This window comes from Psychrobacter sp. TPE 89C, assembly GCF_055522395.1.
Genome location: NZ_JBVFXW010000003.1, coordinates 1 through 24,602, shown reverse-complemented (window position 1 = coordinate 24,602; position 24,602 = coordinate 1). Strand labels below are relative to the sequence as shown.

The window sequence follows — 24,602 nt, the reverse complement described above, 5'->3', positions numbered from 1 at the left end:
TTGATGGAATCTTTACATGACAGTCTGCAAGATCAGTTACCCATTGCTTTTATTCTCTCACAAAGAAAATAGAGGTATTGGCACTGTCGTTATAGTAATTTGGCATTGCCAACATACGGCAGGTTCCGAGGGATAAGCTCAAAAGGAGTTGATTTAGGTTCTAGTTACTTTTCACTTTTGCATTAATTGTAGTCAACAAAAAACCTCGCCATGATTGGCGAGGTTTTTTTATTGCAGTAAGCTAAAAGTGCTAAACAAGTTTACTTGTTTAGGTTCAGCTCCATCTCTTCGAACTTAGCAGATACTGAAGGTCTTGGACCACCAGTCATAATACTAACAGCAAAGATTGCGATGGTACTTAATACAAAGCCTGGAACGATAGCATATAACCAGCTATTCAATGCCATACCATTCATCTGGAATGGACCATATATCCATAGGATGACGGTCAAAGCACCAATGACCATACCGGCAACCGCACCATTGCGGTTCATACCACGCCAGATCAAGCTAAATATAACCAATGGTCCAAATGCGGCACCAAATCCAGCCCATGCATTAGATACAAGGCTTAGTACAGAGCTTTCAGGATTAGAGGCAAGTAAGATTGATACTAAAGCAACAGCGACTACAGAAATACGTCCAACCAATACTTGGCGAGCTTCTGGTGCATCTTGATCAAAGAACAATTTGTACACATCTTTGGTTAGTGAGCTTGATACCACCAATAGCTGTGAAGAAATCGTACTCATAATAGCGGCTAAAATAGCGGCTAATAGGAAACCTGATACCAGTGGATGGAATAAAAACTGAGTGAATACTAAAAAGATAGTTTCAGGATCGTCTAGTGTCATCGCAGTTTTTTGTACATAAGCGCGACCAGCAAAACCAGTCATCAATGAACCTACAAGACTAACTACCATCCAGCTCATACCGATATTACGCGCAGTAGGAACGTCTTTTACTGAGCGAATCGCCATAAAACGAACAATAATATGTGGCTGACCAAAATAACCTAAGCCCCATGCCATCAATGAAACGATACCAATAACCGTCATACCACTGGTAATGTCTAGCAAACTAGGGTCAATATTTCTAACAGCTGTTGTGGTGGCAGAAATACCACCTAAGTCTGTAAAAGCAACAACCGGTACGATAACCATGGCAAAAAGCATGATAACGCCCTGCACAAAGTCGGTCATTGATACAGCTAAGAAACCACCAAACAAGGTGTATGCGACAACCACGCCTGCAGTGACCCATAGGCCTGTGCTGTAAGAAAGGTTGAGTGAGCTTTCGAATAGTTTACCACCACCTACTAAGCTGGCTGCGGTGTAAACAGTGAAGAACAAGATGATAACCACGGCTGAAATAACCCGTAGCATATGTGATTTATCTTCGAAGCGGTTGGCGAAATAATCAGGTAGGGTAATAGCATTATCAGCTACTTCGGTATAAACACGAAGACGCGGTGCCACGATGAGATAGTTCAAGAATGCGCCTAATGTCAAACCAAGGGCAATCCAAATACTAACCACACCATCGGCGAACATATAACCAGGTAGGCCAAGTAATAACCAACCTGACATATCTGATGCACCTGCCGAAAGTGCTGTTACTGCTGGACCTAAGTTACGACCCCCTAACATATAGCCTTCAGTATCATTGGCTTGCTTAAAATAAGCGTAAATGCCAATCCCAATCATCACTAAGAAATAGGCGCCGAGTGATATCAGCACGCCACTAGAAACTCCGTTCATATAAATGATCCTTAACCAACCATGTTGGCTGTAATTATTTTTAACTATAAATATTAAGTGTTACAAGACGATGTCCAAAACAATATCTAAAGACAAAAAAAGCCATTAAGTAGGACATAATGGCTTTTATTTAATATCTGTTGTTAGTTTTATATGATTGATGCTGTTTTAGGGGGAATACTAATTAAGCAGTCATTTGAGAGCAATAGAAATATTACGCTCTTTCTATCTGTCTTAATTGCTTGCATCTGCTCGTTATATATCAATATAAGCCGCCTGTATAACCAATCATTTAAAACCATCAAACCTACTACTAACCATCATATCTTACTAGAAGTCTTCAATATATGACTATCAGTGTTCATATGGTAAGTTTTTGTTATGTAGACAATGCCGAGTGTATTATAACGTATGACTGACGCAAATGCGAATAGCGTGCTTTTTTGACCCAATAAATTGACCCAATTGTAACTATAGAAATTTATCTTTAGAGAGCAGTTTTTATTCGATAGGAGCAAGCAAGTCTAGCAAAGCAGTAACACTACTAGATTGTGTTAGTTTTGGATTGATTACAACACCTAAATGACGCTGTAGCTCAACGTTATCAGCCATATCGATACGTTCGAGATCCTGACTAATCATGGTCTGTGGCAACACTGACCAACCAAGCCCAACAGAAACCAACATGCGAATAGACTCAAGTGGATTAGTGCTCATCGTGGCATAAGGCTTGAGATTGTGCTTGGCGAATTCAGCCAAGGTAATCTGACTGGTAAAGGTATTGGCAGATGGCAAAATAGCAGGATAACGGGCCAATTGCTCTAAAGTGACATTAGACTTAGTCGCTAAAGGCGATAGAGTGCCTGTCATAAAGTAGAGAGGATCTGACCATAGCGTGTGATAGGTCAAGCGCTTATCATAAACAGGTGGCAGCGTGACGAAAGCCAACGATAAATCACCGTCTAACACGGCCTTGTGTGCTTTTTCTGAATCAACGAAATGTACTTCTAACTGTACGGCAGGATAAGCTTGAATAAAGTGTTTAAGCACAGGGGCTAGATGATGCAAGCCTATATGATGACTGGTGCCGATGACCAGTTTGCCAGATACGATATGTTGAGAGTGTTGTAGGTTGATTTTGAAATTTTCATAATCTTCTAACCAACGTTTGGCATGTGGTAGCATCTCATTGGCTGCTTGTGTCGGTACAATCCCGCGTCCTACTGTGTCAAACAACGTAATATTAAATTCATCTTCTAGATTTTTGATGCGTTTACTGACAGCAGGCTGAGTAATAAACAGCTTTTCTGCCGCGCCCGAAATACTGCCTGTGTGCATAACAGTGACGAAAGTCGTTAAGTTTGTGGTGTTCAAGCGGATGTCCTTAGCTACTTATCGAGCTATAAATAAAAGTTGGCTGGCCTAATCACAATGTATTAGAAATAAAAGTTTGCGTCTGGTCAAAAATCATCAATTATTATTATAGGATTAGCCTGCTATAATCACAAGACATCAGGACGTATTGTGACATATTTATTAGATTAACTTGATAAATGACGCTATAAAACTTGTTTTGAGCCTCAGTTGCAGCAATAAATATAAAGAAATAGATAGTTGTTATTTTGTATTTATAGAGTAGAGATGTCCTGATAGATCTATTTTGATGAAAGTATTGATTAAAAAATGTCAGTTTTAAGCCAATAGGCATTGATAAGAAAATATCATCAAGCTGTTATGCATAAGTTTTAAATAGAATCCTCGTTTATTATGGTGTAAGCCATCGAGTAATTAAGTAGCTAGCAACCAATAAAGGATAGCAATATGGCCAGTCAAACGTTATATGACAAGCTTTGGAACGCTCACGAAGTCACTAAACGTGATGATGGTTCGAGCCTCATTTATATCGATCGTCATCTACTGCATGAAGTGACAAGTCCACAAGCATTTGAAGGTTTGGAATTGGCCAATCGAGCGCCATGGCGTTTGTCTGCCAATATCGCAAGTCCCGATCACAACGTGCCAACAGTGTCTAAAGAGCGCTTAGAAGGTGTATCTGGTATCAAAGACAAAGTATCACGCTTGCAAGTGGTCACCTTGGATGACAACTGTACCAAGTTTGATATCGCTGAATTTACGATCAACGATGCTCGTCAAGGAATTTTGCATGTTGTTGGTCCTGAGCAAGGCCTCGTATTACCAGGCATGACAGTCGTTTGTGGTGATTCACATACAGCGACCCATGGTGCGCTTGGCTGCTTGGCACATGGTATCGGTACGTCTGAAGTTGAACATGTATTGGCAACTCAATGCCTGATTCAGAAAAAATCAAAAAATATGCAAATTCGTGTGACTGGTCAGCTAGGTGCTGGCGTGACCTCGAAAGATGTTGTACTGGCCATCATCGCAAAAATTGGTACAGCGGGTGGCACAGGCTACGCGATTGAGTTTGCTGGGCAAGTATTTGAAGAGATGAGTATGGAAGGTCGTATGACCGTCTGTAACATGGCAATTGAAGCCGGTGCTCGCGTGGGTATGGTTGCGGTCGATGACATCACTATCAATTATGTAAAAGGTCGTCCTTATGCGCCAACAGAATCACAATGGCAACAAGCTGAAGAATACTGGCGTACATTGTATTCAGATGATGATGCAGTATTTGACAGCGTGGTCGAGATTGATGGTAGCCAAATAGCGCCGCAAGTGTCTTGGGGTACGTCACCTGAAATGGTCGTCGATATCACTCAGTCAGTGCCAACACCTGACCAAGCTGTGGATGAAGCACAAGAAGAAGGTTGGCTACGTGCCTATACCTATATGGGTCTAGAAGCGGGTCAAAAAATTACCGATATCCAACTAGATCGTATCTTTATTGGGTCGTGCACCAACTCACGTATCGAAGATTTACGTGATGCAGCAGCGGTAATTAAAGGCCGTAAAGTAGCTAACAATATTAAAGAAGCTATTGTCGTTGCTGGTTCTGGTCAAGTGAAGTTACAAGCAGAAGCAGAAGGTTTGAATACCCTGTTTACGGACGCTGGTTTTGAATGGCGCGAGCCGGGCTGCTCTATGTGCTTAGCCATGAATGCCGATAAGCTTGAGCCACAAGAGCATTGTGCCTCTACGTCTAACCGTAATTTTGAGGGTCGTCAGGGTAATGGCGGTCGTACGCATTTGGTTAGTCCTGCGATGGCAGCAGCAGCAGCATTGGCCGGTCACTTTGTAGATGTACGCACATTCTAAGACGGATACACATCAATAAAAACATCATTGATAGGAAATTTTATGCAAGCTTATAACACCCAAACCGGTATCGTTTGCCCTTTAGATCGCGCAAACGTTGATACCGATCAAATTATCGCAAAACAGTTTTTGAAATCTATTAAACGCACAGGATTTGGTGTCAATTTGTTTGATGATTGGCGCTATCTCGACGAAGGCTATCCAGGTCAGGACAATAGTACACGCATTATTAACCCAGACTTTATTCTCAATCAACCACGTTATCAAGGTGCTAATATTTTGCTGGCACGCAGAAACTTTGGCTGTGGCTCTAGCCGTGAGCATGCACCGTGGGCGCTTTCAGAATATGGCTTTCGTACCGTTATTGCACCAAGCTTCGCTGATATTTTTTATAACAACTGCTTTAAAAATGGCATGCTCCCAATTGTATTGGCGGAAGACATCGTCGATACGTTGATGAAAGCGACCGTCGCCAATGAAGGCTATGAGTTGACTGCTGATCTTGAGCGTCAGGTCGTTATTACGCCAACAGGTGAAGAGTACGCCTTTGAAGTAGATGATTTCCGCAAACACTGCTTGCTAAATGGTCTTGATGATATCGGTCTCACTTTACAGCAAAGTGATGCTATCAAAGAGTATGAACAACAAATGAAGCAAAAAACGCCTTGGATATTTAACGAAGTGCGAGCCTAGACAATCAATTGATAGTTATTGCCCATAAAACTGCTGAACAACCGTAATGTAGCGTTGAGTTATGGCGGCGAACTGGCTAAAATGAAGTATGTTTTTGTAAAGTATTTTATTATTTCTCTTATGAATAGTAGCCGTCATTATGAATAAAAAACGTTATGTTTTATGGACAAGTACAATGGTTGCTGCCAGCTTATGGTTGTCAGGCTGTCAGCTCATGAATGGCTATCAGAAAATAGATGAGGCTGAAAACGCAACAGCGTGGGCAGGTAAAATTCAACCTGTTGCTGGTGAAGTAAATATTGCCTGTATAGGCACTTATCACTGTGAAATTGCACGAATAGACAAAGTGCCAGTGATAGGGACGGATACCCATGAGCCTATTAATGCTGCGATGGTCGTTGCGATGACAGCAGACAGTAGCAATAACCGTTCGAAAGTCACCATGAAAATGGACATGACACCGATTGCTCATACAAATGAGATAAAAATTGTACCTTTATCGGCTTCAGGCATCGCTGGTCTAACCAATTACTATGCACGGGTAAAGCCAGCTAAACGAGAAGTACAAGTGAATTTTTATCCAGAAAATAACTTGGGCTATGTTGAGCGTTTTGCGATGATTCATGATTTTGTCGAGGCGGATACTTATCAGCTTCGAGCTTATCAAAAGAAATCTAGTGATAACTCAGGCAGTTTGTTAGACACCGCCTCGCCAGAGCCTTTGTGTGTCGATCTATATAAAGGAAACAGTGTACAGCGCCGTTTCTGCAAAGAACTGGGTGCTGAGCATCAAGGCGAGTTTGTAGAAACGCGTCTCAGCAATACTATGCCTACACCATCAAAAACAAAAGCTTAATAGTCAGTGAAGTCAGTGAAGTCAGTGAAGTCAGTGAAGTCAGTGCATTAGTCTCTTAATATTAATGCGGATAATCATTCAAGCAGATATATCGCAATTTTTGCGTAGCTCATTGCATGAGTGGTTGATTTTAGAAAATATCATTAGCTTATAGCAATATAATAAATAAAACTTACTTACCCCCAAGGATCAGTATGGCAACGATTTTAACATTAGCAGGCGATGGTATTGGCCCTGAAATCATGACCCAAGCCATTGATGTGCTTAATGCTGTCAACGATAAGTTTGCATTAGGTTTGACACTTGAGTCTGGATTGATTGGTGGCGTAGCTATTGACGCAACTGGCGAGCCTTTACCTGATGAGACTTTAGCGCGCGCACGTGCAGCAGATGCCGTATTACTAGGCGCTGTTGGCGGCCCTAAGTGGGATGGTATTGAGCGTAGCAAACGTCCTGAACGTGGTCTATTGAAAATTCGTGGTGAGCTTGGTTTGTTTGCCAATCTACGTGTGGCAAAGCTTTATCCGCAGCTTGCTAATGCATCTAGTATCAAGCCTGAAATTATCTCAGGTTTAGACTTGCTTATCGTTCGTGAGCTGACAGGTGGTATTTATTTTGGTGAGCCGCGTGGTATTCGCACATTAGAGAATGGCGAGCAGCAAGGCTATAACACCATGGTGTATAGTACGAGCGAGATTCAGCGTATCGGTAAAGTTGCTTTTGAATTGGCGAAAACACGTGCGCAAGCAGCAGGTACAGCGCCGAAAGTTTGCTCAGTGGACAAAGCAAACGTACTAGAAGTCACAGAGCTGTGGAAGCAGACAATGACCCAGATGCAGCAAGCGGACTATAGCGATGTGGCGTTATCGCACATGTACGCTGACAATGCTTGTATGCAGCTGATCAAAGATCCTAAGCAGTTCGATGTGATGGTAACGGGCAATATGTTCGGTGATATCTTATCTGATGAAGCGGCGATGCTAACCGGCTCTATCGGTATGTTGCCATCAGCCAGTCTAGATGTGGCAGGTAAAGGGATGTATGAGCCGTGCCATGGTTCAGCACCTGATATCGCAGGGCAAGATAAAGCCAATCCATTGGCAACCATCTTATCTGTTGCGATGATGCTGCGTTATACCTTTAAGCAAGAAGAGGCCGCTAAAGCCATTGAGCAAGCGGTCAGTGATGTGCTTGATGATGGTCTACGTACGCTTGATATTTTAGACAGCAGTGAAGCTGGACTTAAACAAGTAGGCTGTATAGAAATGGGTCAAGCAGTATTGGCTAAACTGGTTTAATCAGCATTTTTTGATATAGCTTGAAATTTTCTCCGTCTTATTTTTAGACTGATTTATTTAATCTTCATAAATTCTTGTAGTTGCAAACCCATAATTTGCTAAGCAGATTATGGGTTTTTTCGTGCTTATTTGAGTGTTTTATCATCCGTAACATACTCACTCACCTCGTTGTAAAAAAGCACTTGTTTTAACACAGCTACTGTCGGGTAAGGCGCTGATTAACACAAAGCTGTTATATGCTCACAGAGGAATATGGCAATATTGATTAATAATAAATGGATAGATGTATTTATCATTTTATAAGGAAATTAATAGAAAAAGCTTTATAACCATTAAAAGTTTGAACGTCTAAAAATAAGAATTTATGCATAATAAAAACTGAAAAAAAACAAAAAATTTTATCAAAAACTAGGAGTATTACATGTATCAATTAAAAAAATTAAGCACAGCGATAGCAATGATTGGATTCTCTACAGTATTCTTTATAGGGCAAAGTATTGCAGCAGAACCAACTAATAGTATGATTATAGATAATAGCGCCACGGTTCCAACAGAAGTGAGTCCAGTGACAAATGGAATAAGCCAAAAATTAACAGGGAATAGTAAAGCTGCGACATCATTAAATAAGCTATTGCCTACCATAAAATACACAATTGAAAACCTATCAGACACGGCAAAAGAAGTGAACAATATCAATTGGACTACGGATGCTGATATAGATCGTAATATGGGAACGAAACTGCAAGCCTTATTGAACTGGCATCATAACGGGGTAGGGCCTGTCGATGGATATTGGGGGAAAAATACCCGCAAAGCCATGCAAGCATTTCAAAATGCGAATGGTCTGACTGTAACTGACACGTTGAACAATGAAACGTGGCAAGCACTGATTAAAAATGAAAAGCTTATCGCTCAACCAGTGTTAGTTAGTTATCAGCTAACTGATGCAGATGTAAACGTCAAAACCACGAGTATACCTGCTGATTCTGTGGCCAAATCTAAGCTCGAAGGAATGTATTATGAAAGTCTCACTGAAGCACTCGCAGAAAAATTTCATATTAGTGAGAAATATCTAAAATCTCTTAATCCTAAGGCCAGCTTTACTGCTGGTGAAATTATTACGGTATATAACCCTGGCAACCCTAACACCAAGCCTGTCAGCCGAGTAGTCGCTGATAAAGACACTGAGACACTTTATGCTTATGACGAAAACAATAAGTTAGTTGCTAGTTATCCAACGACAGTGGGTAGTACAGCGACACCGTCGCCGACAGGCACGCATACCGTAAAGGTGAAAGTAAACGAGCCTAATTATACCTATACAGGCAATGACGGTCGCAAGTCCATTATTCCGCCAGGCCCTAACAATCCAGTTGGTTCGGTATGGATTGGACTGAGTAAACCAACTTATGGCATTCATGGTTCACCAGATCCTGCTCGTATCAGTCGTCAGGCATCAGCTGGTTGTGTGCGTCTGACCAACTGGGATGCACTTAGTCTTTTAGGTGTGATTAAAAACGGTGCAACCGTAGAATTTAGCTAAACATAAATAAGCTAAATCATAAAAAATAGACAAAAAAATACCGCTGATATTGAGCGGTATTTTTTATGGTAAAAACGGAATTCAAACAACTAAAATATTGATAGGAAATAATGAGTAGCTTAGCATTTTCATTATTATTATCAGTCAAACCACTCAAACATTTATACCAGTGATAAAAGTGTCATTCGACAACTGGCTGTGTTTATATAAATGCTTTTATAACCATTTTAGTCAATAAAAAATTAGTTCTTACCACGATAAGTAATGCGACCTTTAGACAGGTCATAAGGCGTCATTTCGACCTTAACTTTATCACCAGTCAAGATACGGATATAATGCTTACGCATTTTACCAGAGATGTGCGCAATGATTTCATGTCCGTTTTCTAAACGAACTTTAAATAAAGTATTAGGAAGGGTATCAATGACTTCGCCTTCAAATTCGATAATATCGTCTTTTGCCATAATTTGTATCAATCAATTAAAAATAAGCCCATATTATACGTAAGTTAGCAGGTTAAAGCAATAAGGAACCGGGTTTTGGCTTGACAGTCTGTCAGTGATATGTATGCCAGCCCAAATTAATTTAGTCAGGTAGATTTAGCCAAATAGGGGTTAAAGGTGCCTGTGGTAATATCTGCTGAAAACGTTCAGGGTAATAAGCATTAATGAAGTACAAACCATCACCAGATGCGGTCGGCGGTGCAATCGTACGGTCTTTTTTATGCAAAATATTCAAAAAATCGTCTGGTACTAATTCATGTCGACCAATGGCATATAAGGTGCCCATTAAGTTGCGAACCATATGATGTAAGAATCCATCCGCTTGAATATCAAACACAATAAACTGACCATGTTCAAAAAGCCTAGCGTGGCTGATGGTACGCACTGGCTGATTGGATTGGCAGGCCGCCGCACGGTAGCTGCTAAAATCATGAGTGCCAACGATATCAGCTGCTGCCAATTGCATTGCTGCTAAGTCGAGTGGTTCGTAGATATGGGTGACTTGATGATTAAGTATCGCGGGGCGCTGTGGTTGGTTGAGGGTAATATATCGGTAACGACGGGCAATGGCGCCAAAGCGCGCATGGAAGTCAGCAGGCATCGGTTGAATCCAGCGTAGAGCAATGTCATCAGGTAGCAAGCTGTTTACGCCGCGCAACCAATTATGGGTAGGGCGATAAGCGTGAGTCGTAAAGTGAGCAATCATATTACTGGCATGAACGCTTGCATCAGTACGCCCAGCTGCGATGACTTCTACGAATTCGTTGGCAACTTTGCTAATAGCCGTTTCGAGTGCTTCTTGTACACCCATCACTTCTCGTTGTCGCTGCCAACCATGATAATGTGTGCCCAAAAATTCAATAGCAATCGCTAAGGTATAAATTGGCGAACGTTCAGACTCGATGATTTCAGTTTCAGACATGGTGATTTTTAAACTTATAAAGTTAAGAGGATTAAGAGTAGTTTATCGTTTTTTGATGCTTGTGCCAGTCTGACTGACATTATTCAACCAACGCTGTTTGCGTCTTGCCGGAGTGTCGTAACGTAATAGCAGCCATAATAATCGCGCATAAATTGCCGGAATCGTTAGACGTCCACCTGCAATGACATGATGGTCATATTGCCAACTACCCGCCGCGTAGCTATCACTAACACCGCCAAATGGGCACTGACTAGCACATATTACCATGTGTCCTTTTTTATGAATCAGCTCTAATGTTTCTGCCAATGCTGCGGAATAAGGAACATTACCAGCCCCAAATCCCAGTAGAATAATGCCAGAGGGTGGGTGTGATAAGAGCGCTTGCAGCTGAGTATTGATGACGTCGGTATCATTAGGCAAGCAATATAGTGCATGAATACGGCTGGATTCAGCACGCGCTTGAATGCTGGCAAGTAAGGATTGTTGATCATCAATCCAATGCTGGCGTCGGGTATCTGGTAAGTTTTTAATGTAGCTATTTGCTGGATAGGCTGCTCGAGAATGCCCAGTAAATGCCATCAAATCATGACTATGAATCTTTTGTACCGTTTGTGCAGGCCAAGATTCACCACCAAAACTGATTTTGACACCTGACTCACCTGCCGCTGCCAGTTTCAACGAATGATTGAGGTTGTCCCAAGCATCACTGTGAGTGTCGATAGTGTAGGACTGTAGTACTTCACTGTCTAACAATGGGCGCATACTGCCAGTGACGATGATACAAATATCGCTACCTGCAAAGGCTTCTGCCAAAAAGGCTCCTAAGTAGCTCAAGGTGTCTGTACCAGTAATTAACACAAATCGCCTATCACCTTGAGCATAAGCAGTCAGTAACAGCTGATAAAAATGGACAAAGTCACTTGGGGTAAGTTGGCTGCTGTCTTTAATCAATGCATTATCTAGCCAAGAGATATTTGGGTGCTTGGTTGCACTATCCTGATTAAGCATCAGTGCCTGCAATGTTGGCAAAAACACATCTGCGGCTAAGGGTGCTAATGGTCTTCCGTAGCTCCCAAAAGTACCGCCAGCGTAAATCAGTTGAATAGGGTTAGATATGGTCGTTGTCATAGCAGAAGATGGCATAGTATTGGCGTAATAATTAAGTATGAAAGAAAAGGACGTCTAGAATGTACTCAATAAGCTCTATTAATAATAGATAGTATCAAGGTTAAATGCAAAAAAAATCAGCAAGTATTCTATGATTATAGAGTACTTGCTGATAAGAAAACGGGTTGTTTACTATGCAGTGCGCTCAAGTAGTGTTTGCGCTTGGCTTTGCTGTTCACTATCGCCATGGGCAATAACTTCATTGAGTAAGCGTTTGGCGCTGTCGTATTCACCCAGTTGCAGATATTGGCCAGCCAAGTCTAGAGTCACTTGATTGCTGTCTAATGATTTTACAAAATCAAAATCTGCTGCAAAACGCGATGAGAAGTCCTCTGCAGTTTCAGGAGTTTCGACCACTTCGTCAGTTGCAATTTCAGTCTCGATATCGACCGGACTGGCTGCAGTTAAAGAATCTACAGCAAATTCATTATCTATTATGTTGTTGTCATTGAACAGTGGCTTATCAGTTGGTGTGGCATCAAACCCGTTGATAAACATTTCTTGTAAGTTGGTGTCATTCAACAGCTGATCTTCAGCATTATCTTTTTCAAGATGGCCCATTTCAGAGTCACTGCTTTCAGACTTAAGCTCTTCAGAGACAGCTTCTTCAAGGACAGTCTCTTCAAAACTGCTGTCTTGAAGAACAAAATTATCGCTATTACCTTCAAAGACAGCTTCTTCGATTTCTAATGATGCTTCTATATTTTTTGGCGTATCGATACTGTCTAAAGATAAGGCGAAATCTTCTTCTGTATCCTGTTCGAGCGCATCGACGACCATTTCTTCAACAAGGGTTTCTTCAGTGTTTTGATCAACATCAGACGCTAAATCATCGAAATCCAGGACAAACGCTTCATTGTCTAAAGACATCTCTTCAGTGCTATTATCAGATGTAGCGGAAACGATAGAGGGTTCTGTTGAGGCGTTTGATTCTTCGGGTGAATCAAAGTTAAAGTCGAAATCAATTAACTCACTATCTTCGGTAGCAGTATGAGTAGTAGGTGCTGTACTGGTTACCGCAGTTTCGTTGAAGCCACTTTCTAAGTCATTTAATGTAAGATCAAAGCTATCTTCTACACTGCTGTTAGTAGCAGTTGCCTCTTTGAAATCATCTGAAAGTGTTGGACTAACAATAGACTCATTACTTAGCGTATCGTTGTTGCTATCGCTCTGACTGGTCGGTAAGTCAAAATCTATGCTTCCAAAACTGCTATTGTCTTTTACTGGTGTCTCTTGTGCTAGAACTTGATTCTGCTCTTCAAAAAATAAGTTTTTTAACTCATCCGCTAGCACGATACTTTTTGAGTCGCCTTGTGTTTTAATATCGTCATAAACTTTATTAAAGTTCTCTGGCTGATTGATGGTCGCGTATATGCTAAGTAGCTTGAGCGATAGCTCACCATCACTCGGATTTTCTCGTAGACCACGGTTAAGTGTTTCAATCGCTTTGTCATAGCGTTGTTGATCCATAAAACGTTGGGCAATCATAATAGGATTGAATTTATCTTCAGCTTTATTACTCTGGGTAGGAGAACCATAGTTCGGTTTTGTCATTGGCGTGGACGTAATGGTATTTCTATCCGACTTTGCAAATGGTTGTGATGGTTTTTGCGCTTTGTTTTTGCGCAGTACTAAAATAACTACTAGAATAAGTAGCAATCCGGCGATGATATATAGCATGTTGTCCATAGTTACTCCCACGCCTATGATCACGGCGCATTGCATTGGTTAGTCAGGCAATTATTGATTGCGTAGTTTTTTGAGACGAGCTTGTAGCTCAGCCAGCTTTTGGTTCTGTAGTTGAATTTTTTTAGTATAGCTATCAAGGGCGCTACTGGTTTTTGACAAGCGCTCAGCTTGTAATGCTGCGTTTTTCCTTGATTCCTTGAGTGTTGCCAAGACATCTGTACTGAGACCATTACCTGTTGCCGAAGCAGACTTTTCTTGAGTGCCGTCTGCACTGCCATTATTACCAGGAGCTAACACAGAAAACTGTGCTTTTGGTAATGTCTGTGTCTTCGTAATCATGGGTTTTTTACGTTGTTTCGCTGCTTGAGATTTCTCAGCGGTTTTTTTTGCCAAGGTCTTAGCTGTCTTTTTTACTATAGGCGTGTTTGCCCTGCGGTTGTATTGTCTTTGTGCGCTAATGGCCGCTTCTAATTTCTGCTGGGAAGGCACGACATCATAGCTAGGTAAGCTAAGCTTGGCATCTGCTTTTAATTGATCGGCATCTTGGTTAATAAAAGCATCAGGGTTTTGTGATTGAATCTGTTTCATCACGGTTTGCACATCGAGATCATTTTCTTGTGCTATCTGCTGAGCAATGACCCATAGGCTATCGTTGCGCTGTACCTGATACTGGGCAGCTGCAGTATTGCTTGCCGTATTATCAGAGGCAATATTGGTGTTAGGCGATGCAGGTGCAGCAATGTTAGCAGGTATATTATTCGTCGGAGTAGCGGTAGCGATGTCATTGCTAGTGTCGAGATCGGGCGTTGATATGTTTGCTTTATTATCGGTTGATGCGGGCATCATAGGCACAGCAGTCATTATGCTATTGCTTGGCTGTATTTGGCGAGTTATTTGTATATTTAAAATATCGAATTTTTTGTCAGCTAATGCTGTCATCGAGATGTTTTTATTCTCATTAATGTCGGTATTACTAATACCAATTGTTGTAACGTTATTATCTGCACTCAAACGACCATTGTCTAATCGGCTTGCTGAATTCGGCTTATTGTCGCTCGTATTAGTATTATCTGTCTCGACGCTGTTGCTCAGTCGGCCATTATCCAAACGACTAGGCGCATAGGCAAGACTAGTCCCTTGCGACGCAGTATCCACGGTAGGTAACTGCATGCTTGGCGCAGGCAATTTAGAAGCAATTAACTCGCTCGTTGATACAATAGGCGCTGATATTAATGGTGGTGGCGCGCCTTTTCTAACGGTCAAGGGTTTAGCCGTATTAGGGGATACACTTGGTAAATTTAGTTTTTGTGCACCAGTAGCAGTATTTTGAGAAGTTACAATAGGCAGATTATCATTAAGTGGCATCAATAATGTTTTGGGTACGACATTGTTCTTGCCTTTATCATTTATCGATAAAACCACATCAGCAAAAGGTTTTGAGACGGGCGCTGACGTCGTGATAACTACTTGGCCACTGGTTGCTGAAGTAGGCTGGAAGCGTACACTCATCGAGTCAGTCTGGGTTAGCCCCATTTGCTGATAGATAGTAGAGTTTGCCAAGCTTGCTGAAAAGTCAGCTGCTCTAATATCTGAAACAGCAATGCTTGCTACCAGAGGCTCATGCTGAGTAGAAGTAACGACAGTCTTTCCTATCATTGCAGCTTGTGCACTCGATACTAAAGCTGCATAGCCTACAGAATAAAGTAATGCCACCGATACCGCGCGATGTATATTAGTCAAGCGATGAGATAAATGACCAGACATGTGCCGCCCTTTAGAATATAAGTTATCTTTGCTGTTATAACAAAATACTGTTTAGTTTACCAGTTTATTTCACAACTGTTGTGAACAATGCAAAAAATGTTTAAGTAGTGTTTAAGCTGATTTTTTCTCAAGCAGCATCGCATCGCCATAACTAAAGAAGCGATATTGCTCTTTAATAGCATGTTGATAAGCATATTCTATTGTACCTTTACCCGAAAATGCCGACACTAGCATCAATAATGTGGATTTAGGTAAATGAAAGTTGGTTAATAGTTTGTCTATCACACCAAACTTAAATCCTGGGTAAATAAATATATCAGTGTCACCTGACCAACTAGACAGAGCCTGTCCATCAATGGTTGTTTTTTGATAAGCCGTTTCGAGCACACGGGTAACTGTCGTACCAATAGCGATAACTTGCTTACCATTAGCATGCGTCTGATTGATTAGGTCGGCAGTGGCTTGTGGTAGATGTGCGTACTCACTATGCATGGTGTGATTGAGTAAGTTGTCTGTTTTTACAGGCGCAAATGTACCAGCGCCGACATGCAAAGTGACAAAGGCAGTATTGATGCCTTTTTCAGTCAGTTTACTGAGTACCAAGTCATCAAAATGTAAGCTTGCGGTAGGGGCTGCCACGCTTGCAAGCTTGGTTGGGTCATGAAAGACCGTCTGATAGCGAGCATTGTCTGTATCGTCAGCATGGCGTTCAAAGTAGGGCGGAATAGGCAACTCACCATAAAGCTCTAAGTGAGGCAAGATAGGCGCATCAAAAGCTAAAATAAATAAATTGTCTTGACGACCAATCATGGTGGCACTCATATGACCATCGGCGAGTTGCAAGCGTTGTCCAAGTTTAAGTGCTTTACTGGCCTTTACATGGCAAAGCGCAATATGCTCTTGATTGATGGGCTTATCAGTCATGTCCTCTAAATGCAGCGTTGTTATATCCAAGTCCAAAATACCAACCAACCGCTCAATGAGCACCTCAAGTTTACCGCCAGTGTCTTTTTGACCGAATAACCGTGCTTTCATTACTTTAGTGTCATTGAACACGATGAGGTCTCCAGCATTTAGCAAGTCAGGCAACTCAGCAAATAAACGATCCTCTACAGTAGTAGTTTCCTGTTGGTCAGCAGGCAAGTATAGTAGTTTGGAGGCAGAGCGTTGTGACAACGGATAGCGTGCAATCAGGCTATCCGGCAACTCATAATCGTAATCGTCAACGCTTAAGTAGTCTAAGGTATCGTTATCTTTATTCGTATCAATTAAGGCGTTGGTTTCAGCGTCTACAGCATGTATGTCGGTCATAATCAGTCTTTAAATGAATATAAATTTTGATGTAATTGTAGCAGAAATGAGATTGTGAAAGGATAGTTTAATAAAGACTCGTGCACATACAAGTAAGGCAGCTACTTAAAATAATAGCCTAAGTAAAATATCAATAGCTGCTATTAACCATTATCGAAAAAACTGTTTAATGCCAGTCGCCCATGAAGTTATTCAAACAAGTTTAATTGAGGCAATAATTGTGCAGCGGGTGCAAGGGAGGAGAAGGTGACACCCACTAAACGAACGGGCAACTCACGAGGAATATCTAAAAACAGCTTGTCCAACCAATAATGCGCAGATTTGGCACTATCAAAAGCAGTCGATAATGTGTGAGAGCGTGTTATTTGAGTAAAATCTGCATATTTAACTTTGAGCGTAATGGTGTAAGCGATTAGCTGTTTTTTCTGTACTTGACTAAAAGCATCTTCATTCTGCTCATAAATCTGTACGCGTAACGCATCGTCATGGGTTAGATTGTCTCTAAAGGTAGTCTCTGAGCCAATGGATTTATGGGTACGCTCAGGTTTGACAACACGATCATCACGGCCATGTGCGATGTCATGATAAAACTGGCCACGTTTGCCAAATTCCTGTACCAATACTGCTGCTGGCGTCTGCCGTAGATCGGCACCAACGTTCACGCCCATCGCATGTAGGCGTTTAGCAGTTGCTTTACCGATACCGTGAAAGCGCTCAATAGGTAAAGTGCTAATAAAGGCATCGGCATCTGCTGGCGTGATAATCGCAATGCCATTGGGTTTATTGATATCTGAAGCAATTTTGGCCAGCATTTTGTTAAATGAGACGCCGGCAGACGCTTTCAGTCCTGTGTGCTCTAGTATTTGAGCTCTCAGCCAATTGGCCATCAACGTCGCTGAGCCCTTATGGACTTCCAGTCCTGTGACATCTAGATAGGCTTCATCTAGCGATAATGGCTCAACGTTTGGGGTTAAGAGGTACATAATACGGCGAATCTCATCGCTAACTGCTCGATAAACTTCAAAACGAGGCCTCACAAAAACTACTTCTGGACAGCGTTTGCGTGCCTCATAGCAAGACATGGCAGAACGTACGCCAAATTTACGTACTTCATAACTGGCTGCTGCGACGACACCACGACCATTCGGATCGCCACCAACGACTAGTGGCTTACCCCGTAATTCAGGAAAATCACGCTGTTCCACACTGGCATAAAAAGCATCCATATCTATGTGAATAATTTTTCGAGAGTTGGGAATTATAGGGGTTGTCATAATCATTATTGTACCTGATTTGACTGCTTCGATTTATGATCAAAGACTATATTTTAAGATAAAGTTTTACGATAAATTGTCGGGTAAGACGGTAGAGGTATGTAGATGATCTAATCTGCTACAAATCTTATATATCATAGGGTTGGAGAATCATGACAGTTTTATCTAGCATTTTTTAGTGAACATATGTCTTCTATTTATCAGTCTTATCTAGTTTATATAAAACTTATTTGTTTGGTTGTACCATCTGTCGTAACAACTTCACCGTTTGTCATAAATTTCATGTTTGTATGTTACAGTTTTGATTCTGGTGTTTTACAATATATTAACCGCGCTAATGTATGACTGTTAAACAATAAGTAACGCTTTGCGTACCTCAATTATTACTTAGAAAAAGACGTTGCTTATTGTTGATACCGAAATAGAAGGTTCGATAATATTAGAATCAATGTTTTAAGAACAAGTTGTTTTTAGAATGACTAAGGAGCTGATGATGTACAACGAATTAAAAGGGAGTAATTTAGCACGGGCAATGCTGGCACGAGGTGATCAAGATATATGGTGTGCAGTTTGCGATGAAAATGATGAACGAGCCATGATGGATCATTGTGGTAATGATTTTACGGCATATATTGTGTCATATAGTGACGGGTATTTTTATTGTAGCGCTGGCATGCCATGGAGGTTTGCCGTACCGATTAAGATATGTGCTGTCATGCAATACGAAACAGCGATGTAAGTATCGTAATGAATATCAGCACAAAAGACACATCTACACCATTATTGCGATTTCTGTTTGCTAAGCTGAGCTAGCTTCCAAAGAAGCGTATGATTAATTCTCGTAAGACACAGACTAATAGTCAATAAAAAATCATTCCATTCCATTCCATTGCATTGACTTACTACTTATTGCAACCAGATAAAAATAGGTATACGATTCATATACGTTTCGTATATTAAGAGATTTATATGGGTATTGTTAAAATTGGTGATGAGCTGCACGAAGAAATTCGCAAAGCAAGCTCAGTCATGGTGCGCTCTATCAACGCACAAGCTGAATATTGGATCAAGATAGGAATGCTTGCTGAATCTAATCCCAATATGTCTTATAACCAAATTATCAATGAGCAAATGAGACAAGCTGATATTAATGTAAGGAACCTTATAGATGGATAAGGTCATACTTAAAAATGCAGCGGAATTGGAAATCATGCGCGAGTCGGGAAGGCTTCTAGCCTCTGTCTTTGATTATCTAGACGAAAAAATCACAGTTGGTATCTCTACGATGGATATTAATGATCTTGCCGAACGCTATATTGTTGATCAGCTAGGTGCACGCCCAGCCAGTAAAGGTCAGTATGGCTATCAGTATGCATTAAATACCTCGGTGAATAACGTGGTTTGTCATGGTATTCCTTCAGACAATCAAATACTTAAATCAGGTGATATTGTGAATGTGGATATTACCCTAGAGCAAGGTGGTTTTATTGCTGATTCTAGCAAAATGTATTTGATAGGTGAGGTGTTACCCCTCGCAAAACGTTTGGTTGATAAGACCTATGAAGCTATGTGGGAAGGAATACGAGTAGTGAAACCTGGAGCGACGCTAGGTGATGTTGGTCATGCTCTTCAAAGTTATGTTGAGAAACAGGGTTATTCTGTAGTGCGGGAGTATTGTGGTCACGGTATTGGCCGTGAAATGCATGAAGAACCGCAAGTGCTTCATTACGGACATTTGGGAAAAGGTCTAGTTCTAGAAGAAGGTATGACATTTACTATTGAACCCATGATTAATCAAGGTAAGGCTAAAGTTAAGGTCAAAAAAGATGGCTGGACGGTAATTACCAACGATAAGAAGTTATCTGCTCAATGGGAGCATACAATTGCTGTCACGTCTGATGGCTATGAGGTTCTTACTCTGCGAAAAGATGAAGCTGTTTAATATTTGGAAGAGTATTTGGTAAGGCGCTTCCTTAAATGAGTAGCGCCTTTTTTAATATCTTATATGGTTATTGTCCAAAGTTGAGCATACCTCTGTAATTATCTTAAAAATACTAACCTGTGTACACCATGAAGTACGCTGTCACTACTCTAATCGCTCTGTCTACTAGTGTGTATAACTCACACCTAAATATCCTTCAGCGTATTATGATCGCTCTTGAAACGCTATGTACAACCTTTGAAGAGGCATTTCTATACCTAGCGAACTATTCATGTTGACATGAAATATCCCAATGCTTACGACAGCCGAGCCATTGTAACATCAGACTATGTTATTCGCATTTTCGGTTAAATTGCATAATATTTTCCGTCATCATAGTAGCTTAATCACTGTTTGACCTTGATCTAATACCGGTAGTTCCTGCTCATCTTTTAGATCAACACCAGATAGCTTAAGCTCATAAGATTTTTCCATTAATGCTAAGAGACGGCTTGCTGCCACTCTGGTTGGCAGGCCAGCACTGCGCACATTAGAGATGCAGTTCCTCATAGCATCATGACTCGAAGATTGAGCATCCCAAGTATAGTAAATACCTAAGCTATCAGGAGAGCTCAAACCTGGACGCTCTCCGATCAGCATGACCAGCATTTTGGCATGAAGACGCTCTGCGACCTCATCCCCTAAAGCGACACGGCTACCAGTAGCAATGACTAAGGGTGCGATAGTCCAACCTTTCTCCTTAAAAAGGGAGATGAGTTCTGCAACAAGTTTGGGAGCATTCTCAGCTATTGCTCTCGCTGATAAGCCATCTCCCATAACAATAGCAACATCGTAAGACTTGTCCTTACCGAATATTTCCAATTGCTTAGCGGATTCCATACTAAGCAGTCTGCCCCAATCTGGACGTTTAAGATATTCAGATTTATCTTGCGCTTGGCTGGTGACTCTCAGTATTTCTAAGCTATTATTCATCTGATCATCTTGACTATTTATCTCATTTAGATCATCTGCAACCAGTTTTAAATCTAGCTCTACCATAGATGCATGACAATGTTCGGACAGCTTAATGACTAAGGAATCAACATCTAAGTCCTGCAATACAGCATCTTTTGCCTCAGCGTGATCAAGCTGAAACTTGAGCAAGGGCTTAGTAGGGACACTACAGCCTACACGTCCCAAAGCAATTCTAGAGTCTGTATATTGTTTTAACTTTTCCCAAGGGTCTAAATGCACTAAATCACTAGCACTGTTTGCATTCGATTTGACATGCTCTTTGACAGTCAGTGATGTCTTATTTTGTGAGTAATCAATGGACATAGCATTTCTCTTTATAGTGTATCGACGTTTTCTATACTCTCGCTTAAGTAAGCTTACTACCCATTATTCCTGACAGTAAGGCAGACGGCTTATCTGACCAATTAATGCTATTGCCAGATTGGGTATAGATGTCGTTATTACTCAGCCAAAGCGCAAATTCAGGGGCAGGGGAAAGACCAAGAAGTTGTCTAATGTATAGAGCGTCATGAAATGAAGTCGTTTGATAATTCAGCATGACATCGTCTGAGCCTGGAATACCCATGATGAAGTTAATACCAGCATTGGCAAGCAACGTCAGTAACGTATCCATATCGTCCTGATCGGCATCAGCGTGATTGGTATAACAAATATCACAACCCATAGGTACGCCAAGCAGCTTGCCACAAAAATGATCTTCTAATCCTGATCGAATGATCTGTTTACCATCGAAGAGATATTCAGGCCCGATGAAACCAACCACGGTATTGACCAATAAGGGGTTAAATTCTCTAGCCACCGCATAAGCTCTGGCTTCAAGCGTCTGCTGATCAGCGCCAAAGTTGGCATTACTGGATAACGCACTACCTTGACCGGTTTCAAAATACATGACGTTTTGACCGACCGTGCCGCGATTAAGACTCGTGGCAGCGTCATAGCCTTCTCTTAACATCGCTAAGTTTATGCCATAGCTGGTATTCGCTTTTTCACTACCTGTGATGGACTGGAAAACCAAATCGACAGGTACGTTTTTATTGATTAACTGTATAGCGGAAGTGATATGGGTTAAAACGCAAGACTGAGTAGGGATTTGATATTCAGAGATCACATGGTCTAGCAGTTTCAATAATTCAGATAAGTTCTGGATGTTATCGGTAGCAGGGTTAATTCCAATGACCGCGTCACCATTGCCATACATCAATCCATCAATGATGCTTGCAGAAATGCCCAACAGGTCGTCGGTTGGATGATTAGGCTGTAGTCGTGTAGATAGAGATCCTTCTAGACCGATGGTATTACGAAATTTAGTGACCACGCGACATTTTTTGGCTACCAAGATAAGATCTTGTACACGCATTATTTTACTGACGGCTGCTACCATCTCAGGTGTAAAGGCATATTTTAATTCTGATATGGTCTCTGTGGTCGCTGACTCTCCTAAAAGCCAATCTCTTAAATCTCCAACAGTAAAGCTGGCTATTTTAGAGAACGCTTGAGGGTCATGCTGTGCCATGATGAGGCGAGTGACTTCATCCGTCTCATAAGGTATTAAAAAGTCTTCTAAAAAGTCAGTTAATAAACAGTCTGCTAACGCCATTTGCGCTGCTACGCGCTCAGTTGCATCGCTGGCTGCTACTCCAGCTAGCTCATCACCCGAGCGTCTAGGTGATGCTTTTGCCAGCAAGGTTTTTAAGTCTTTAAATTGGTAGCTTCGCTGTCCTACGGTATGTTTATATGCCATGTTAACCACCTTGATTTCATCATCATATCAATTAGTTCTAATATGTGAGTTGCTAACGAAACTATTTATTATGTATTTCAAATTATCATGACCTTAAGTTTCAACCAAGTTGAAACTTAAGGTCATGTGAGAAGTGTCTAATTACTTTATACAACATCATAATCAGTGACTTTATAATTAGTCTATTTAACTCAATTCATCCGCTGCGGCTTCTATTTGCGCGAACTCCTCTTCTGGTGTACCACTGACTAAATGATGCCGACTAAATATCACAAAATAAAGAATAAATATGACATAAATACCAGCGGCCATAAACCATACTTTAGGATCTACCATCAATCCTGCTATTACGGCAAGCAATGCCAAACCTAAAGCGATGCCTGAAGTGAAAATGCCACCGGGTGTTTTATAAGGACGAGCAAGGTCAGGCCGAGATAAACGTAATTTGATATGAGAGGCCATCATTAGGACATACGAAACGGTCGCACCAAACACAGCCATCAGGATAAGCAAGTCACCTTCACCGGTAAGTGATAACAGGAAACCTATAACTCCAGGAACGATAAGCGCTAAATAGGGGGCTTTATTATTGTTTGTTAATGATAGTTTCTTAGGTAGGTATCCTGCACGAGACAAGGCAAATATCTGTCTAGAGTAGGCATAAATAATCGAGAAGAAACTCGCAATTAAACCAGCCAAACCAACGAAATTTACAAAACTTGCTAACCAAGAATTGCTTCCATATACAGACACTAAAGCATCTACTAAGGGTGCGCCTGAGTCTTTTAACGCATCAGCGCCAGCCGCTCCTGGTCCCAAAAATAGGATAAGAATGGCAAATGTTGCGAGTATCAACATCGAGCCAATCAATCCACGTGGCAATGATTTAGCAGGGTCTTTGGCCTCTTCAGCGGCTAAGGGCACACCTTCAACCGCTAAAAAGAACCAAATAGCGTATGGCACAGCGGCCCAAATCCCGATATAGCCGTATGGTAAGAATGAGCTTGCGCCTGCTTGATTGCCAACTGCAATGTCAAAAAGGTTTTTACTGTCGAAATGAGGAATCATTGCTACTATAAATACACCCAGTGCGATACAAGCAATAGCGGTGATACCAAACATGATTTTTAAAGCTTCACCAGCACCTTTCAAATGAATGGCTATGAAGACAATATAGCAAGCCAGATATACCATCCACCCACCAATGCCAAATAAAGACTCACAGTAGGCACCGATGAATACGGCAATAGCAGCTGGTGCAATAGCGTATTCGATTAAAATTGCTGTACCCGTTAAATAACCGCCCAAAGGACCAAAGGCAGTTCGGGCAAAGCTATAACCACCACCTGCGGTAGGCAACATTGTCGCCATTTCTGACATAGATAAGCACATACAAAGATACATTATAGCGACCACAATGGTGGCAACAAACATCCCACCCCAACCACCTTGAGCAAGCCCAAAGTTCCAACCTGCAAAATCCCCAGAAATGACATAGGCAACACCAAGGCCTATTAATAGTACCCAGCCGACTGCACCTTGTTTGAGTTGTCTTTTAGCAAAATAGTCTTTTTCAGCCTGAGTGCTTCCTGCTGCGCCATTCATCTGGCCATTAGCATTTTTAGGCATGGTATTCTCCAAAGCTCAGCCAATGAATAATGAACTGGCAAGCTCTCATCAAAGTAACCTTAAGATTGATAAAACATCAATGCGTCAAGCCTGCTTTTAGATTTACAGACCTGACTCACTAATATGTTAATCACCACCCTTTAAAAACTTTACTTCAATGAGCTTAAAAGAACCCCATTTTTTTAGGATCGTAAGACACCAGCATGTTTTTAGTTTGCTGATAATGATCCAGCATCATCAAATGGTTCTCACGGCC

The 24,602-nt window shown here is 41.3% G+C and carries 21 protein-coding genes; 8 read left to right on the top strand and 13 right to left on the bottom strand.

Features of this window, described 5'->3' with window-relative positions; genetic code table 11:
* Positions 1-260 precede the first annotated feature (260 nt).
* Positions 261-1,760, bottom strand: a complete 1,500-nt coding sequence (putP, locus tag ACZW67_RS01790) for a sodium/proline symporter PutP (RefSeq protein ID WP_465181934.1) — start codon at positions 1,758-1,760, stop codon at positions 261-263.
* Positions 1,761-2,261: 501 nt separating this feature from the next.
* Entirely contained in the window at positions 2,262-3,134 is an 873-nt protein-coding gene (locus ACZW67_RS01785) for a LysR family transcriptional regulator (protein ID WP_110922529.1), read from the bottom strand.
* Between the two features lie 447 nt (positions 3,135-3,581).
* Here ACZW67_RS01785 and leuC point away from each other — a divergent pair, with 447 nt between their 5' ends.
* The 5 genes from leuC (at position 3,582) to ACZW67_RS01760 (ending at position 9,390) form a co-directional block, all read left to right on the top strand.
* The gene (gene leuC, locus ACZW67_RS01780) at positions 3,582-5,000 is read left to right on the top strand and encodes a 3-isopropylmalate dehydratase large subunit (protein WP_465181933.1); all 1,419 of its coding nucleotides are present in this window, start codon (positions 3,582-3,584) and stop codon (positions 4,998-5,000) included.
* A 42-nt stretch (positions 5,001-5,042) separates the two neighbouring features.
* Positions 5,043-5,693 carry a 3-isopropylmalate dehydratase small subunit gene (leuD, locus tag ACZW67_RS01775; RefSeq protein ID WP_194197110.1) on the top strand — a complete coding sequence of 217 codons (651 nt, stop codon included), beginning with the start codon at positions 5,043-5,045 and terminating at the stop codon, positions 5,691-5,693.
* Between the two features lie 139 nt (positions 5,694-5,832).
* On the top strand, positions 5,833-6,549 hold the full coding sequence (locus tag ACZW67_RS01770; protein ID WP_465181932.1) for a hypothetical protein: 717 nt from the start codon (positions 5,833-5,835) through the stop codon (positions 6,547-6,549).
* A 194-nt stretch (positions 6,550-6,743) separates the two neighbouring features.
* On the top strand, positions 6,744-7,847 hold the full coding sequence (gene leuB / locus ACZW67_RS01765) for a 3-isopropylmalate dehydrogenase (protein ID WP_201590441.1): 1,104 nt from the start codon (positions 6,744-6,746) through the stop codon (positions 7,845-7,847).
* 421 nt (positions 7,848-8,268) lie between these two features.
* Entirely contained in the window at positions 8,269-9,390 is a 1,122-nt protein-coding gene (locus ACZW67_RS01760) for a L,D-transpeptidase family protein (RefSeq protein ID WP_465181931.1), read from the top strand.
* A 242-nt stretch (positions 9,391-9,632) separates the two neighbouring features.
* Here ACZW67_RS01760 and infA read toward each other — a convergent pair whose 3' ends face one another.
* The 7 genes from infA to dinB all read right to left on the bottom strand — a co-directional run bounded on the left by infA (position 9,633) and on the right by dinB (position 18,020).
* Positions 9,633-9,854 (bottom strand): translation initiation factor IF-1, encoded by a 222-nt coding sequence (infA, locus tag ACZW67_RS01755; RefSeq protein ID WP_021814850.1) that lies wholly within the window; start codon positions 9,852-9,854, stop codon positions 9,633-9,635.
* Positions 9,855-9,975: 121 nt separating this feature from the next.
* Positions 9,976-10,815 carry a tRNA pseudouridine(38-40) synthase TruA gene (gene truA, locus ACZW67_RS01750; protein WP_465181930.1) on the bottom strand — a complete coding sequence of 280 codons (840 nt, stop codon included), beginning with the start codon at positions 10,813-10,815 and terminating at the stop codon, positions 9,976-9,978.
* Between the two features lie 42 nt (positions 10,816-10,857).
* The gene (locus ACZW67_RS01745; RefSeq protein ID WP_465181929.1) at positions 10,858-11,958 is read right to left on the bottom strand and encodes an asparaginase; all 1,101 of its coding nucleotides are present in this window, start codon (positions 11,956-11,958) and stop codon (positions 10,858-10,860) included.
* A gap of 156 nt (positions 11,959-12,114) precedes the next feature.
* A complete protein-coding gene (locus ACZW67_RS01740) occupies positions 12,115-13,671 on the bottom strand; it encodes a FimV/HubP family polar landmark protein (protein WP_465181928.1) in 1,557 nt (518 codons plus the stop codon).
* Between the two features lie 51 nt (positions 13,672-13,722).
* Entirely contained in the window at positions 13,723-15,435 is a 1,713-nt protein-coding gene (locus ACZW67_RS01735) for a type IV pilus assembly protein FimV (RefSeq protein WP_465181927.1), read from the bottom strand.
* A gap of 111 nt (positions 15,436-15,546) precedes the next feature.
* Positions 15,547-16,746 (bottom strand): tRNA preQ1(34) S-adenosylmethionine ribosyltransferase-isomerase QueA, encoded by a 1,200-nt coding sequence (gene queA, locus ACZW67_RS01730; protein ID WP_465181926.1) that lies wholly within the window; start codon positions 16,744-16,746, stop codon positions 15,547-15,549.
* A gap of 188 nt (positions 16,747-16,934) precedes the next feature.
* Positions 16,935-18,020 carry a DNA polymerase IV gene (dinB, locus tag ACZW67_RS01725; RefSeq protein ID WP_465181925.1) on the bottom strand — a complete coding sequence of 362 codons (1,086 nt, stop codon included), beginning with the start codon at positions 18,018-18,020 and terminating at the stop codon, positions 16,935-16,937.
* Between the two features lie 493 nt (positions 18,021-18,513).
* On the opposite strand from dinB, the gene ACZW67_RS01720 reads away from it, so the two are divergent.
* The 3 genes from ACZW67_RS01720 to map all read left to right on the top strand — a co-directional run bounded on the left by ACZW67_RS01720 (position 18,514) and on the right by map (position 19,962).
* Positions 18,514-18,759 carry a hypothetical protein gene (locus ACZW67_RS01720; protein ID WP_465181924.1) on the top strand — a complete coding sequence of 82 codons (246 nt, stop codon included), beginning with the start codon at positions 18,514-18,516 and terminating at the stop codon, positions 18,757-18,759.
* A gap of 230 nt (positions 18,760-18,989) precedes the next feature.
* Complete coding sequence (locus tag ACZW67_RS01715; RefSeq protein ID WP_201551869.1) at positions 18,990-19,196, top strand: ParD-like family protein; 207 nt, start codon at positions 18,990-18,992, stop codon at positions 19,194-19,196.
* Positions 19,189-19,962: a type I methionyl aminopeptidase gene (gene map, locus ACZW67_RS01710; protein WP_465181923.1), complete on the top strand. Its 774-nt coding sequence runs from the start codon at positions 19,189-19,191 to the stop codon at positions 19,960-19,962. The genes ACZW67_RS01715 and map overlap by 8 nt, the downstream gene beginning before the upstream one ends.
* Before the next feature lie 372 nt (positions 19,963-20,334).
* Here the strand turns inward: map and eutC are convergent, their stop codons facing one another.
* From eutC to ACZW67_RS01690, 4 genes are all read right to left on the bottom strand, one after another.
* Positions 20,335-21,279 carry an ethanolamine ammonia-lyase subunit EutC gene (gene eutC / locus ACZW67_RS01705; RefSeq protein ID WP_465181922.1) on the bottom strand — a complete coding sequence of 315 codons (945 nt, stop codon included), beginning with the start codon at positions 21,277-21,279 and terminating at the stop codon, positions 20,335-20,337.
* Between the two features lie 43 nt (positions 21,280-21,322).
* On the bottom strand, positions 21,323-22,717 hold the full coding sequence (locus ACZW67_RS01700; RefSeq protein WP_465181921.1) for an ethanolamine ammonia-lyase subunit EutB: 1,395 nt from the start codon (positions 22,715-22,717) through the stop codon (positions 21,323-21,325).
* Positions 22,718-22,903: 186 nt separating this feature from the next.
* Positions 22,904-24,322, bottom strand: coding sequence for an ethanolamine permease (gene eat, locus ACZW67_RS01695; RefSeq protein WP_465182015.1), 1,419 nt, complete (start codon positions 24,320-24,322; stop codon positions 22,904-22,906).
* Positions 24,323-24,509: 187 nt separating this feature from the next.
* On the bottom strand, positions 24,510-24,602 hold a 93-nt coding region (locus ACZW67_RS01690; protein ID WP_465182014.1), incomplete at its 5' end, for a hypothetical protein.